Origin of the sequence: Colwellia sp. Bg11-12 (genome assembly GCF_014076955.1) — a bacterium.
Taxonomy (GTDB): domain Bacteria; phylum Pseudomonadota; class Gammaproteobacteria; order Enterobacterales; family Alteromonadaceae; genus Colwellia_A.
In genome coordinates this window covers 222,044-235,164 of sequence record NZ_JACGUZ010000059.1, presented here as the reverse complement: position 1 = coordinate 235,164, position 13,121 = coordinate 222,044, and the positions used below count along the sequence as shown (strand labels likewise).

The 13,121-nt window shown below is 33.6% G+C and carries 11 protein-coding genes and 1 pseudogene; 7 read left to right on the top strand and 5 right to left on the bottom strand.

The window, feature by feature from the left end; all coding sequences use genetic code 11:
- Positions 1-136 precede the first annotated feature (136 nt).
- Positions 137-1,018: an MYG1 family protein gene (locus tag H4J39_RS06990; RefSeq protein WP_182226806.1), complete on the top strand. Its 882-nt coding sequence runs from the start codon at positions 137-139 to the stop codon at positions 1,016-1,018.
- Positions 1,019-1,186: 168 nt separating this feature from the next.
- Here H4J39_RS06990 and H4J39_RS06985 read toward each other — a convergent pair.
- Positions 1,187-1,978: pseudogene (locus tag H4J39_RS06985) on the bottom strand (EAL domain-containing protein).
- A gap of 275 nt (positions 1,979-2,253) precedes the next feature.
- Positions 2,254-2,901: a hypothetical protein gene (locus H4J39_RS06980; protein ID WP_182226804.1), complete on the bottom strand. Its 648-nt coding sequence runs from the start codon at positions 2,899-2,901 to the stop codon at positions 2,254-2,256.
- 433 nt (positions 2,902-3,334) lie between these two features.
- On the opposite strand from H4J39_RS06980, the gene H4J39_RS06975 reads away from it, so the two are divergent.
- Positions 3,335-4,129: an ABC transporter substrate-binding protein gene (locus H4J39_RS06975; RefSeq protein ID WP_182226802.1), complete on the top strand. Its 795-nt coding sequence runs from the start codon at positions 3,335-3,337 to the stop codon at positions 4,127-4,129.
- Positions 4,130-4,201: 72 nt separating this feature from the next.
- Here the strand turns inward: H4J39_RS06975 and H4J39_RS06970 are convergent, their stop codons facing one another.
- Both H4J39_RS06970 and H4J39_RS06965 read right to left on the bottom strand, forming a co-directional pair.
- On the bottom strand, positions 4,202-5,383 hold the full coding sequence (locus H4J39_RS06970; protein ID WP_182226800.1) for a multidrug effflux MFS transporter: 1,182 nt from the start codon (positions 5,381-5,383) through the stop codon (positions 4,202-4,204).
- 282 nt (positions 5,384-5,665) lie between these two features.
- Positions 5,666-6,472 carry a class I SAM-dependent methyltransferase gene (locus H4J39_RS06965; protein ID WP_182226798.1) on the bottom strand — a complete coding sequence of 269 codons (807 nt, stop codon included), beginning with the start codon at positions 6,470-6,472 and terminating at the stop codon, positions 5,666-5,668.
- A gap of 478 nt (positions 6,473-6,950) precedes the next feature.
- Between H4J39_RS06965 and H4J39_RS06960 the strand changes: the two genes are divergently transcribed.
- The 4 genes from H4J39_RS06960 (at position 6,951) to H4J39_RS06945 (ending at position 10,320) form a co-directional block, all read left to right on the top strand.
- On the top strand, positions 6,951-7,730 hold the full coding sequence (locus H4J39_RS06960; protein WP_182226796.1) for an ABC transporter substrate-binding protein: 780 nt from the start codon (positions 6,951-6,953) through the stop codon (positions 7,728-7,730).
- 437 nt (positions 7,731-8,167) lie between these two features.
- The gene (locus tag H4J39_RS06955) at positions 8,168-8,386 is read left to right on the top strand and encodes a hypothetical protein (protein WP_182226794.1); all 219 of its coding nucleotides are present in this window, start codon (positions 8,168-8,170) and stop codon (positions 8,384-8,386) included.
- Positions 8,387-8,500: 114 nt separating this feature from the next.
- A complete protein-coding gene (locus tag H4J39_RS06950; protein WP_182226792.1) occupies positions 8,501-8,773 on the top strand; it encodes a hypothetical protein in 273 nt (90 codons plus the stop codon).
- A 512-nt stretch (positions 8,774-9,285) separates the two neighbouring features.
- Positions 9,286-10,320, top strand: coding sequence for a hypothetical protein (locus H4J39_RS06945; protein ID WP_182226790.1), 1,035 nt, complete (start codon positions 9,286-9,288; stop codon positions 10,318-10,320).
- A gap of 521 nt (positions 10,321-10,841) precedes the next feature.
- On the opposite strand, the gene H4J39_RS06940 is transcribed toward H4J39_RS06945, so the two are convergent.
- Positions 10,842-11,687: a LytTR family DNA-binding domain-containing protein gene (locus tag H4J39_RS06940; protein WP_182226788.1), complete on the bottom strand. Its 846-nt coding sequence runs from the start codon at positions 11,685-11,687 to the stop codon at positions 10,842-10,844.
- Between the two features lie 156 nt (positions 11,688-11,843).
- Between H4J39_RS06940 and H4J39_RS06935 the strand changes: the two genes are divergently transcribed.
- Positions 11,844-13,109, top strand: a complete 1,266-nt coding sequence (locus tag H4J39_RS06935; protein WP_182226786.1) for an acyltransferase family protein — start codon at positions 11,844-11,846, stop codon at positions 13,107-13,109.
- The last annotated feature ends 12 nt before the right edge of the window (positions 13,110-13,121 follow it).

The window sequence follows — 13,121 nt, the reverse complement described above, 5'->3', positions numbered from 1 at the left end:
GTTGTTGTTCGCTGTCTTCGTATAGAATCCGCAATATAATTTCTACTTCTTGACGTCTTCCCTTATTGGCAAGTCTAAAAGAGTTAAGTTAACTAGCAACACCTTCTTATTCCTCTCTAAAATGATATAAAAAAACATGAATGATATAACTATAGCAACTCACAACGGTAATTTTCATGCAGATGACGTTTTCAGCATCGCTGCACTAAAAAACATCTTTCCTTCTTTTAAACTCATACGCACCCGTAATTTAGAGCTTATCGGCCAGGCAGATATTGTGATTGATGTAGGTGGTGAATATAACGCAGATGCGGGGCGTTTTGACCATCATCAACGTGGTGGAGCGGGTGAGCGAGAAAATGGTATTCCTTATTCTTCATTTGGTTTGATTTGGCAAAAATATGGTCTTGAAATATGCCAAGGTAATCAAGAAGTCGCTAACTCAGTTGACGCCGGTTTAGTATCAACAATTGATGCTATTGATTGTGGTTATGCTGAAGGTGTTACTAAAGGCATAAACCAAGGTATTAGCCTGAGCCAAACTATTTCAATGTTTAACCCAACTTGGCAAGAAGACAGTCACTTTGACACTTGTTTTGATGAAGCAGTTGATTTTGCGGCACGTGTTCTAACACGATTTATAGCCTCTGCAAACGGCGGAATTAGTGCAAAAGAAATTGTCGCTAAAGCCATTGATGATGCAAAAGATCCAAGAGTGATTGTGCTAGAAAAATATACGCCATGGAAAAGAACAGTTCACGCTTTATCTGATCAGGCTTTATATATGATTTACCCCTCTCAGTCTGGTCAATGGAGAATTCAAACTGTGCCTGTTGAACCGGGATCATTTGAAGATAGAAAACCATTGCCTAAAGAATGGGCCGGCTTATCTGATGATGCACTTAAAGCAGTAACGGGCATTGATGATGCTATGTTTTGTCATAATGGTTTATTTATTGCGGGCGCAGAATCATTTGAAAGCACAATGGAAATGGCATCAATAGCACTTAAAGCATAATCATATAGCTATAAAATGTGAATACGCGAATATTCACATTTTCATTAATACAGGTATTTGTTCAACGGCAAAAATAATAAATACCATCCCACAAACAGTCTATGCTCAACCCCTTACTCGTATAAACGCTTTGTAAGATTATTACAACTTACGCTTATAGTTGCTCGGTTAAAGTTTACTAAAATCAACCAATGGAAGGCTTTCAAACCCCGGTTTAGCAAAAAGGTAACCCTGCATTAATTCAATGCCAAAATCGCGTAAACATATGTATTCTTCTAGCGTCTCAATACCTTCAGCTAAAGGAGTAATATTTAAATCACGAAATATATTTAAGCAATTTTTTATAATTGATTGACGGGCTTTGTCGTTATTAATATTGCGAATAAGCTCCATATCAAACTTTACAATATTGGTTTGAAAGTCAGCTAATAAACCCAAGCCAGCATAACCAGAACCAAAATCATCTATCGCCGTCTTAAATCCTAATTTATTGTAATATTCAACAATATTTTTAATAAAAGCAGTATCATCAATCTTTTCAACTTCGGTGAATTCAAACATTATTTTTTCAGCAGGAAAACCATATTTTTCTGCAGCGTTCAATGTTGTCCGTATACACCGCTCTGGTTTATAAATAGCATTTGGAAGAAAGTTAATACTAAGTATTGATTCAAGTTTAAGTTTAGACGCTAACGCTATTGCTCTAATGCTCTAATGCTCTAATGCTCTAATGCGGCATAGTTGGTCGAATAGATAACGATTTTCATCGTTTACTTGAGATATTATCGAATAAGCAGATTCATTATTTAAACCGCGCACTAACGCTTCATATCCATAAACCTGCTGAGTTTTACAGTTGATAATAGGTTGAAAAGCCATTGTAAAATCGAAATCAAGACTACTTTCATCAGCACAGTTTTTACATGAAAACCGGTCATAAATTATAGGTATATCGTTCATTTTCCTGATCTCATTAAATACCACCATGCATTAACTAAAAGATAACTGTTTATAATATTATTTCAACTAAGTTTTTATATACTTAGCTTTTAAGGTTTGAGCAATATAAGAAAAATTCACTTTTAAGATAATAACGATAATTAATTTTTCAAGCCTTAGCCATAACCAGATATTAACGCATTTTTTAACATTAATTAATGGATAAAAAGTTACAGATAAAATATATACTTCTATTATTGGGATGAACTCAACAAATGCTGGTTCATAAAGTAACGTTATTTAAAGCTGTTATTTATCACAGTACACTTATTATTAATATGAATCGATATTTGTGTTTCTAATAGATGGGTTGTTGATAATTGTAGCTTGTTTTTTATTTCTGAACTTAAAGCATCAAACGTTATATTGTCTAATATTGCATAATCGAGACGGTCAGCCAACACCATTTTAACCCCTATATCTACAGACTCTAAAAAAAACACATGAATACCCGCGTCAGTAAATGATTTAATAAATACTGAATGCTTGTCAGACCTAAGTAACCCAACTTTGAACCGCTTAATATCGTCAAAAGACTCCCACGAAAATTCTGCAACTTGCTTTTTCCTGACTAAACCTATCTGAATCGAATTTTCATCCAAAATATAAGTTGAATAATCCAGAGTAGAAGTCGGTGGATAAAAGCTAGCGCACCACTGATCAGAATTTATTACTCTAATCGCTCTTCCAGGAGGCAAAAATAGCGGCTGCCAAGTAAAACCTTTTTCAATAATTTTTTTGCGTAATAACTTAAAAGCCAAGCCATCGTCATCACGATCTAATGTGGTGAATGGTGGATATTCAACGGCAATAACCTCAATAGTCTTTTCTTGTGAAAAAGATAAAAAACTAATAAATAAGGTTAAAAAAACATATATCTTCATTGATATATACAAGCCCCTAACGATGGTTGAAATCTTATAAATTTAAGCAAACGCTACTTAATTATGGTTACATTTTTTAATTTAACCATTCAAAGCATAAATTAATAGATAATATTTATCAGTTTATACTTTTTATTTTAGGAAATTTTTTCATCACTAATAAGGTCTATCAATTCGAATTAAACATAAATCTATTTGAAGTAAGTAACTAATTAAAGGTATAAATAAGTGAAAATCTTTAGCATAGTGTTAGGTAACGTTAGCCAGCTAAGGCCCGCATACATTAGCGGTAATTGGCGTTCAACGTTCAACACTCTAATTTTCAATACAAGCAACAGATGACAATTATATCTTTGAAGCGGAGCGCGTTTGAACTAAAATCGTTACAAGCCTGCTCTTTATATAAACGACATAAGCTGTTACACCTTTACTTATGATGATGTTAAAAAATATAATATTTTCACTTTGCCTTTTATCCTGCTTTGTCCTAGCAAATATAAGCTTAAAGCCAGACGATATTCTTGCGAAAAAAGCGAAAGTTATCCTGACAGTCGCTATCGAAGAGATCGATTACTTTCCTTATAATTATAAAGAAAACGGAGAAATAAAGGGATTTACCATTGATTTTCTAAATTATATTGAAGCGAACTCAAAGTATGACTTTGAGTTTGTCATGCTACCTTGGCCAAGAGCCCTTCACCTGGTTGCTGAAGGTAAAGTTGATCTTGTATTAACGTTATTTAAAAATAAAAAGCGCGAAAAAATTTATCACTTTATTGAGCCATCTTACGGTTATGAAGTTAATCAGTTCTTTACCTTAAGTAATAGTAAAATTGAATTTAATGGCCAATTACAACAATTATCGTCTTACTCTATAGGTACAAAAAGACAGTTTTCATATGGAGAAAACTTTGACCAAGCAAATTATCTCACTAAATTACCGACATTAACTGAAGACACATTATTGAAGCTGTTACTTTCTCGACGAATTGATATAGCGATATCAAACCCTTATGTGTTTCATCAATTGATTTCAAAAAACAACGTCAGTGATCAAATTACCGCTATAGAACCTTATGTAGCAAAGACACCGGTTTATTTAGGCCTTACAAAAGGTAGAGAAGACGCTCAAAAAATAAAAGCAGCACTTGGAAAACTAACCCTGCAGTTTAAAGCATCTGCTTATTACCAAGAACTTTTAAATAAATACCAACTAAACTTCAAATAATAGGCTACAGTTCTTTGTTTAGTAACGATAAACTTATAATAACTCGCCTAAAACACTCACAACTCAATAAGTTTAATAATTATCTAGCATAATATGTCGTTTAACTTGTGGTAATTTCCATATCACATAGACCGGAATGATGGTTAGCATCAGTAAAGCCAACTGCTCAGCTTCATTTAGTGGCAGCAATTGTAAGCAGTAAACAATAACCGCCGAACCACTCATTTGTATAAATCCTAATAGGGCTGAAGCTGACCCCGCTTTTTTACCAAAAGGCGCAAGCGCTTGTCCTGCACAAGCTCCCATAAGCAACGAAAAACCAAGTGAACTAATCATTATGGGTAGCATAAAAGCGACAGGCGTTTGCCAAGCTAACAAGGCTAACATTAACAAGCCAGCAAAGATCAGTAAAACCATACCAAAGCCTATTGTCACCCTTGCACCAAACTTTACTAGAATCTGAGGAGCCTGAAAACAAGCAACAATGTTAATCGCTGCGTTTACGCTAAACCAATACACAAAGCTCTGCTGATCTAAACCTAATGTCACCATTAACCATGCAGGAGAGCTACTAACATATGCAATAATAATTGCCATAGCTAACATAACAACCAAAGCATTAAACAAAAATACCGGGTGTTTCAATACAGGCATAAAGTGATCAATAGAAATAAGATTCTTATGTTTTTCTGTGTGCTCAGGTCTTGTTTCTTTAAGGGTAAAGAATAAAATTAAACCTGCAAAAATAGCGTATCCCGCCATAAATTCAAAATTACTACGCCAACCAAAATGCTCTGTTAATACATTGCCTAATAATGGTGCAAGTGCTGGAATACAACATATAGCGCTATTTAAATAAGAGTACATAACACCACTCTCAATCGCATTATATTTATCACGCACACTGGCAAAAGCCGCCACAACGATTGCACAGGCACCAAAGCCTTGTATTAAACGACTCATAAGAAAAAGCGTTAAACTATCAGAATAAGCAGACATGATAGAAGCTAAGCCATAAATTATTACTCCGCCAATCGCGATAGGTCGACGCCCATACCGATCAGCCAGTGGGCCACTGATTAGCTGACCAAATCCCATGCTTAAAATAAATATCGTTATGCTCCACTGCATTTGTGTCATAGGCACAAAAAATTCTTTCGCCATAATGGGCAAAGCGGGTAAAAATATATCTATCGCTAATGGGCTAAAAATAACCATTAAAATCAGTAGGGGTAAAAGTTGTTTATTTGTCATTTAAGCCTCAATAATGATGACTGCGTATTATAGGATATTGGTCTTAGGAGCAGAAGCGAAGTATCAATTTATGTGAGATTATTTTCTTAGTGTGTCAAAAGCTTAGAGTTAATTCCTGAAAAGTTGTTGTTAGCTCGTATTATCGGGTAAAACACCATCATTGCTTCGAATTGATGTTAAACCGATGGGGTCAATAGCGAGCTAATTTTTTATCCGAATATTGAAGAACGAGCAAACGCCAACGCTATATCGTTAACGTCTTAGATGGCGTTTAACCTTACCCTATTTTAGGTTTTTAAAACGTAATACAAACCTACTGGTATTACTATTAGGGATATCCCAAATTTTCTTAGATTTATCGTCACTGGTATTTTTTAAAATATCTAATTCACCATCGAAGACAAACCCAGCATCAGACATTTCACTTTTAACAATTTGAGGATCAATGCGGTGCAAAGTATTGCCAACATTGCTAGGTGCACCTTTTACTGCTTCATGATCTATTATACCTATAATACCGTTTGGCTTTAAAAACCTTCTAAAGTTAGATAATACTTTTTCAACGGCTATTTTTTCAGCTCCATCCATCACATAATAAAAGTCATGGTACCCCAAAATTAATAGTATTGTATCAATGCTATTTTCTTCTAACTCTAAGTTATTCAGAGAGATATCTATTCGTTTAGTATTCGCTAAACGCTCCCCGTCACCTAAACGTTCAGATAAACTTTTACCATAATATTTTAAAAAATGTTTATCATTATGGATAATAACTTTACCTTTAGAACCCACAACCCCAGAGAGTATTTCTGAGTAATAACCGCTACCTGCCAATACATCAAGAACAACAGTTTCAGGGGTAACATTAAAAAAAGTTAATATTTCTGTAGGCTTCCTATGCTCGTCTTTAAGATAATCAGGCTTAGTTCTTTTATCATCATTAAGTACAGCTTCAATTGTCTGCATAGACAGAATATTCGCCTTTGTTTCTGTTTTAATTCCTACGTTTAGATCATTGTTATTTTCAAGAGCACTTGTATTCAAGCTAACAAACAGTAGATAAATAGATATCAGCATCCAATTCTTCATTATAATTAATCCCTTTATTTAAAATTGATTGATTTTTAGTCTACTAATTCTTTCGTATATTGTAAAGGCGTGATTATTTCAATGAAATAAGAGACCTGTAATATTATATTTTATATAGCAAAGTCTTAAAAGCACGTTTAAAATTATGATGACTTAAAGCGCTTCTCCACCGTTAATAATCGACTATTAAATGGCAAGTGCTCTAACATTAAAGCCATTAGGATAAATGGCTTTAATGATTACTTAGTGGGCTAAGAAGATAAAGAAGAGCGTTTATTCGAGCTATTACTTAATAATGATTGTAGATAACTCTTCGCACTTAAACTGAACAAACCGCCAAGAAAGATTAAGATTAATCTTTCTAAAGTAGCAGATAAAAGTGAGATAAAATATTTTTTGGTTTATCTGTTAATAAATAAATTTAAACCTATTATAGTGTGTATATCATATGAGGCGTAACTTCAGGATGTAGCAACCATTGATAGTTAATCTAAAAAAAATCATTAGCCCTTTAATATTATTACTCTCTTTTGTATGTTCATTATCTGAAGCGCAATATAATGACAACTCCCCTCATGTAAATATTGTGACAGAGCACTTACCTCCTTTTCAAATATCCACACCGACTGAAATACAGGGTTTCGCAACACAAATTATTGTTACAGCATTCTCAAATACGCCGTATTCGTATGATATTAAAGTCTTCCCATGGTCTCGCTCTTACAATATGGCACTTAAAAAAGAAAACACGTGTATATATTCAATGGCTAGAACCTCTGAGAGAGAAGATAAGTTTATTTGGGTACATACGATTGCTAAACGAAATGCTTCCCTTATTGCTTTAAAAAGTCAGAATTTGACTATCACTTCGCTAGATGATGCGAAAAAATATAATACAGCAGTGATTCGTGATGATGTAACACACCAATTTTTATTGAGTGAAGGGTTTCAAGAAGGAGTTAATTTATATGTACTTAATGATACTTTTTCTTTGTTTAAATTGTTATCTCTGCGCAAAGGTATACATTTTATCTTAGTGGATGCTAATACCGTTGAACCTCGCTCACAATATGACAAACTTGATCCTCATTCATTTGAAAACGTTTTCCAGATAAATGAACAACCATTAGATTATTATTTAGCATGTAATAAAAAAACATCGCCTGAAATAATTAAAACAATACGACAATCAATTACTGACATGAAAAAAAATGGGAAAATAGACAAAATAATAAACAAATGGCAATACCCACAATAAAAGTCAGTTATTAGGAATCTACTCGTGTAATGTTGTTCTTCAGCCATGTCCGCTCTAGATCAAAACATTCAAAAAAAATTCAGAATAAATCTCTAAATGCCAACTTCCGCATTGTGCGCTAAGCGGAAGTTAGCTTCAAAATATTTGCGATATATTTTCTAATGAATTGACTGTGTCATATTACTGAGAAGTCTTAGTAATAATCTAAAAACACCCAGATGATATCCTAATCCATTGATTTTATGTGTAATAACCTCGAATTTTATATTGGATATTACTGCGAAGTCTCAGTAATATCCAAGTTCTGACAAAAATACAAAATTTGTATTTCCTAAAGCTATGAAATTATGGGATATTAATGTCAATTAAATAATATTTATGGGACGGACATTACTGAGAAGTCTCCATAATAAACTGTTATATACCTAAGGTAACTTATGAGTTCAGGTGTCCAATTAACAGGAGCTGAGTTGCTTGAGCTTTATGGATTTATGGAAAAAGCTAACGAGCTATTTCATCAACCAATGAACTACTCTGATTCTGATAAAGTCGAAAAATTCGGGCAGGAAAATTACCCGTTAATCCGAAAGTATTATTACGATGTTTTATGGGATAAATTACCGGATAAAGTAAAAGAAAACATACTTAACGAGTAAACGGTATATAACAAGACGTTCAAACGGACAAAAAACAGTTGGCTGTTTCACTCCGTTCACATTATAGCCAACAATTTTTTGCCGCTTAACGTGGCGTTATATTTTTAGGTGTGTATGGAAGCAATTGAAACTATTTTAGGGATCGGCTTAATCTTATTTCTTGGGTTTTGTGGCGTTTTCGCTCCGATGCTAATGCCTTTGTTTGTTAAGGTTGAATATAAAGATAAATTCCCTAATTATATGGACGCGATTCAGCCACCTTTTGTTTATCAGTCAAAGTGGTTTAAGCCCAAAGGTGTTTTTCTTCAACGGATGGCACTAATGATCTGGATTCCAGCAATACTTTTTGCAGTATATATGGGAGTTACTGGGCAAATAAAAATATAACAAGTCATTCAAGCAGGACAAAAAATAGTTGGTTTTTGCTCCTGCGTCGCTTATTTTAACCAACAATTTTTAGCCTCTTAATGAGGCGTTATCGATACAAAAACTAATCTGAATTCAATTCTAGCCAGCAAGTACTAATGTCCGCTGTGTGGCAAGAGCTGACATTAGATGAGGGCTGCTCTTTAGGTCAACTGCTCACTAAAAGTGATAATAAAACTGAATTAATTCAATTGATCATTTAAGTCGAGTCTGTAGCGTGAAGATAGACATGAGTATTTAATTACTCATCGGAGGAAAATAAAGTTATGGCATTTTAAACAATACTTGTAGTAGTCATTTAACTTGAGATTGACTATGGCACTTTAGTGATAACCACTCAAATATTTTTGCTATTAAACCCACATGTAAATTATTTGTAAATAAATTATTTACATGTGAAAATAGCCACTTAATATCGCTATTTTTCCTTCTGTAAGACAAGCCATCGCCCTGCATAATAAATGGAGTATCCTATGCAAATAAATAATAATTATCTCAAAACCTTACTATTAATTATCCCCCTTTTTCTAAGTGGATGTTCAGAAAGTCATGACGATAAAGACGTTGATGATTCTACAACAATGAATGTAGAAAATTATAGCGAATCTAACGAAGAGTCTAATGGCTACAACGATAACGACGAATATAATGGCAGAGAATTATACAAAGCTGGACTGATAAGTATTGATATTGCTATCACTCAGTTACGAAATGTAAATAAGGCTGTAGAAAGCGGACATGTAAAAACGACGAGTTCTTATGTACTAAATGCACACTACAAAAGAGAAGCATTAGTAGCTAATGATTTATCTGATCCTTTTTTCGATGTGCTTCCCGAAGATACTGAGAATGATGAAGATTTCAAACCCAATGCCTTTTCTGACGGTCCATATACTACTTACGACTTTAATGATAAGGATTTTCCAGCAGCAGAAATAACCGGTAGTGTAAATTATCTGTTAGATCATGAATACCTTACCCCAGACCACGTCGATACTATAAAACATACTAAATTTCACACAATGAAAGGTGATATTACTGATATCGAAATTGATAATATGAAATTATCAAAAATAGGTCTAGGTTATCAATTCGATTTAAAAATACACAAAGAACTGGCTGTTACTACAAAAGACACTCTGACGTATCACAAAGGCCCAGAGCAACAAATAAATGAAAGTGGTGATGATTTTGAACCACTTGAATTTATAATAATGCCATTAGCAGACAAGAAAGCTATCGATAGAAATTTCTATAGTGACATGGAAATACAATTTAATGTAAAGAAACGAGACATCGAATCTTATGAGCTTTTTCGTGACCACTTAAAAAATGACAAATACCCTTTTATAAAATATTGCATACCTAGTAAAGAAATAGCGACAAAAGATAAGCTGACTATTACCTGTGAGTATAAAGGTAATAATTGGCTACCATTAGACGGTAACATTTTTGTAGGAATGCCTGAAACCAGTATTGCTATTACGTTCACTATCGCCACAAAATAATTACTAACTTACCTTGTGAATAATGTTAGTAACATAAGAATATAAGAAGGGTATTTAATAGATACTCTCCTTATACAACAAACTCGCTTGGTGTTAACACAATTAGCTATATTAGCTCTCACCTGAGTTGACACTTTTAGTAAATCATTTGTGATTGAAGACGGCAGCCACAAAAGCCATCTTTGCTGACCTTATTGGATCGTTGACGGGTTACAAAATTTTTCTCAGGTGTAACTTAAATATTAGATTTTCTCATCTGCTGACGCATTTCTCATTATTTGTGACGATCCACATAACCACAATTGACCAATAATAATCTGAAAATACAAAAGTTGAGTAATTACTTTATTATTTACTTTACATTTATAGAGTCGTTACTCTATAATGTTTTTGTTCCCTTTTAGCGAACACCTGTTGTAATAATTTTATATTTTAGCTTCCCCAAGCTATCCGGCCGATGAACTAGTTTTCATCGGTTTTTTTATGCCTATAATTTAAGGTAAAATATAGTGAGTTCTTTTTTACAATAATTTCGATTTAAATGCGTCTTTGTATCGCCTCGATAAATTCAATATTTTTCCATTATTTAGTTTTACTTCACTATCTCCACTACTCAGCGGTGTAATTGAATCAATATTATTTAAGTTAACGGCATATGAACGATGAATACGGCAAAATCCTTGCTCTTCAATTTGAGATATTAATTGAGTCAATGTTGTTCTTGTTGGGTATATTCTTCCTTTACTGTGTAAATTAACGTAATTTCCTGATGATTCTAGCCACTCAATATCTTCCACTTTTACGATAAACTCTTTACCAAGTTTTTTAACTAATAAACGATCAAATCGTTGAGTAATATTTTCTTCACCTACGGCAATTGGGCTAGCTTCACCTTGAAGTCGACTCACAATAAAACCATAACCCTTGATAACAATTAGAATGGAAATAAAGTCCCATATGTCTTTACGGAGTTCATAAATAAACTCAATAAATATATTACCAAAATCATAATTAAGCGATTGAGTCCAATATATTATCTCTCGTATCGTAACCATCACACTGACATGAACAATAGAAAATATAATGGAACTAATAAAATACATGCCCAGTGAAAATGTTATTTTCGACCAATTGAAAGGATGTTTTTTAAGGAGCCACACACACGCAGGCAACAATAAAATAGTCGCTATCGCACTGCTGAATTCCCAAACGAAAGGTTCCCATAATTGAAAACTTGGCACACCAGAACGATTAGCTTCCATGATCACTGAAGTTGCCAAAATAACACTATTAATAAAAAGGTAGCCAAAGATGCCTAATACTTCATAGCAAAATTTGTATTTTTGAAAGTGGTGTAATTTATTCATCTTTATAAAGTAGCACAACAAGCATTAAAGCAAAAACATTTCACCCCTCTCAGCCACCGCTTATCCCTATGCATTGTTTATTAAGCCTTTTTGTCTTTTTATAAATAAAATCTCTGTCATTATCCCAATAACTTCTTCATTTATAAAGGTCAGAAAATGACGGTTCAATCGAATGATTTCTTAATAAAATATTTTATTCCTGTCCAAAAAGGAATGCCTGAAAGACGTTACGATTTAGACTGGTTACGCATTCTTGTTTTTGGCTTACTTATTTTTTATCACATTGGAATGTTGTATGTGGCGGATTGGGGCTTTCATTTCAAAAGTGTCTATCAGTCAGAAACACTAGCAAATTTTATGCTTATAGTTGAGCCTTGGCGCATGGCGTCTTTATGGATAATTTCGGGTATTGCCATTCGGTTTATTTTAGTAAAAGTGTCTTTGCTTCGTTATACCTTTGTTAGAAGCTTACGATTACTTTTACCCTTATTGTTTGGCGTTCTAGTGATTGTTCCACCACAACTCTATGTTGAAATGACGGCAAATGTCGCGTTAGATATGTCGTACTGGCAATTCTATTTAGCTATGTTTACTGATAACAATACGCTTTTCGTAAATTATCAGCCAGGTATTTGGCCGCACTGGGACGTTAATCACTTATGGTATTTACGCTCATTGTGGGAATACTCGTTGGCGATAATATTGCTACTGCCGTTGTTAAATTCTTCACTTATCACAAATACTAGCAACTGGCTGTTTAAGCAACATCTTGGCGTTATGTTATTAATATTAAGCGTGCCGATATTTATAATTCAAATAACGTGGGAGCAAGACACTAATCGTTACCCATTGGGTTTCACTTTTTTACTTTATGGCTATTTAATTGGTTGGCATGCTCATTTTTGGCAACAGTTAACAATTAATTTAAAACCGTTACTGCTTACTTTTGCGTTTTTAGTAATTGTCTTTATCAGTTTCTATAATACCGTTTGGTTAACGTTAAACGATTCGACTCCATCGTGGTTAATTATAATGGGCATGCTTATTTACAGTTTCGTGCGTGTTGCAGGAGTATTAACCGTATTGGCACTCGCTTATAGATATTTGAATAAAAAGTCACCCTCATTAAGCTATTTTAATGAGGCTGTGTATCCTTTTTATATTGTGCATCAAACCATTATTATTGTGCTTGCTTATAATTTAGCGCCTTTGGAGTTAGGGCCGATAATAGAGCCTTTAAGCGTTATTATCCTTACCGTTTTATTATGTTTTATTTGCTTTGAGATTATTCGGCGTTCCGATATTTTAAAACCACTATTTGGCGTTCGCATTAAGAAAAACCACAGTAAAACGATAAAAAATATGGGTTACATATTTGGATGTTTGCTTATTATTCCAATTGGATTAGAGATCATTTTTTAAAATAAATTAAAA

Coding starts and splice junctions, on each gene's coding strand:
- H4J39_RS06945 (WP_182226790.1), top strand. CDS start 9,286: ATGCAAATAAATAATAATTATCTCAAAACCTTACTATTAATTATCCCC.
- H4J39_RS06980 (WP_182226804.1), bottom strand. CDS start 2,901: ATGAAGATATATGTTTTTTTAACCTTATTTATTAGTTTTTTATCTTTT.
- H4J39_RS06970 (WP_182226800.1), bottom strand. CDS start 5,383: ATGACAAATAAACAACTTTTACCCCTACTGATTTTAATGGTTATTTTT.
- H4J39_RS06940 (WP_182226788.1), bottom strand. CDS start 11,687: ATGAATAAATTACACCACTTTCAAAAATACAAATTTTGCTATGAAGTA.
- H4J39_RS06955 (WP_182226794.1), top strand. CDS start 8,168: ATGAGTTCAGGTGTCCAATTAACAGGAGCTGAGTTGCTTGAGCTTTAT.
- H4J39_RS06950 (WP_182226792.1), top strand. CDS start 8,501: ATGGAAGCAATTGAAACTATTTTAGGGATCGGCTTAATCTTATTTCTT.
- H4J39_RS06965 (WP_182226798.1), bottom strand. CDS start 6,472: ATGAAGAATTGGATGCTGATATCTATTTATCTACTGTTTGTTAGCTTG.
- H4J39_RS06975 (WP_182226802.1), top strand. CDS start 3,335: ATGATGATGTTAAAAAATATAATATTTTCACTTTGCCTTTTATCCTGC.
- H4J39_RS06935 (WP_182226786.1), top strand. CDS start 11,844: ATGACGGTTCAATCGAATGATTTCTTAATAAAATATTTTATTCCTGTC.
- H4J39_RS06990 (WP_182226806.1), top strand. CDS start 137: ATGAATGATATAACTATAGCAACTCACAACGGTAATTTTCATGCAGAT.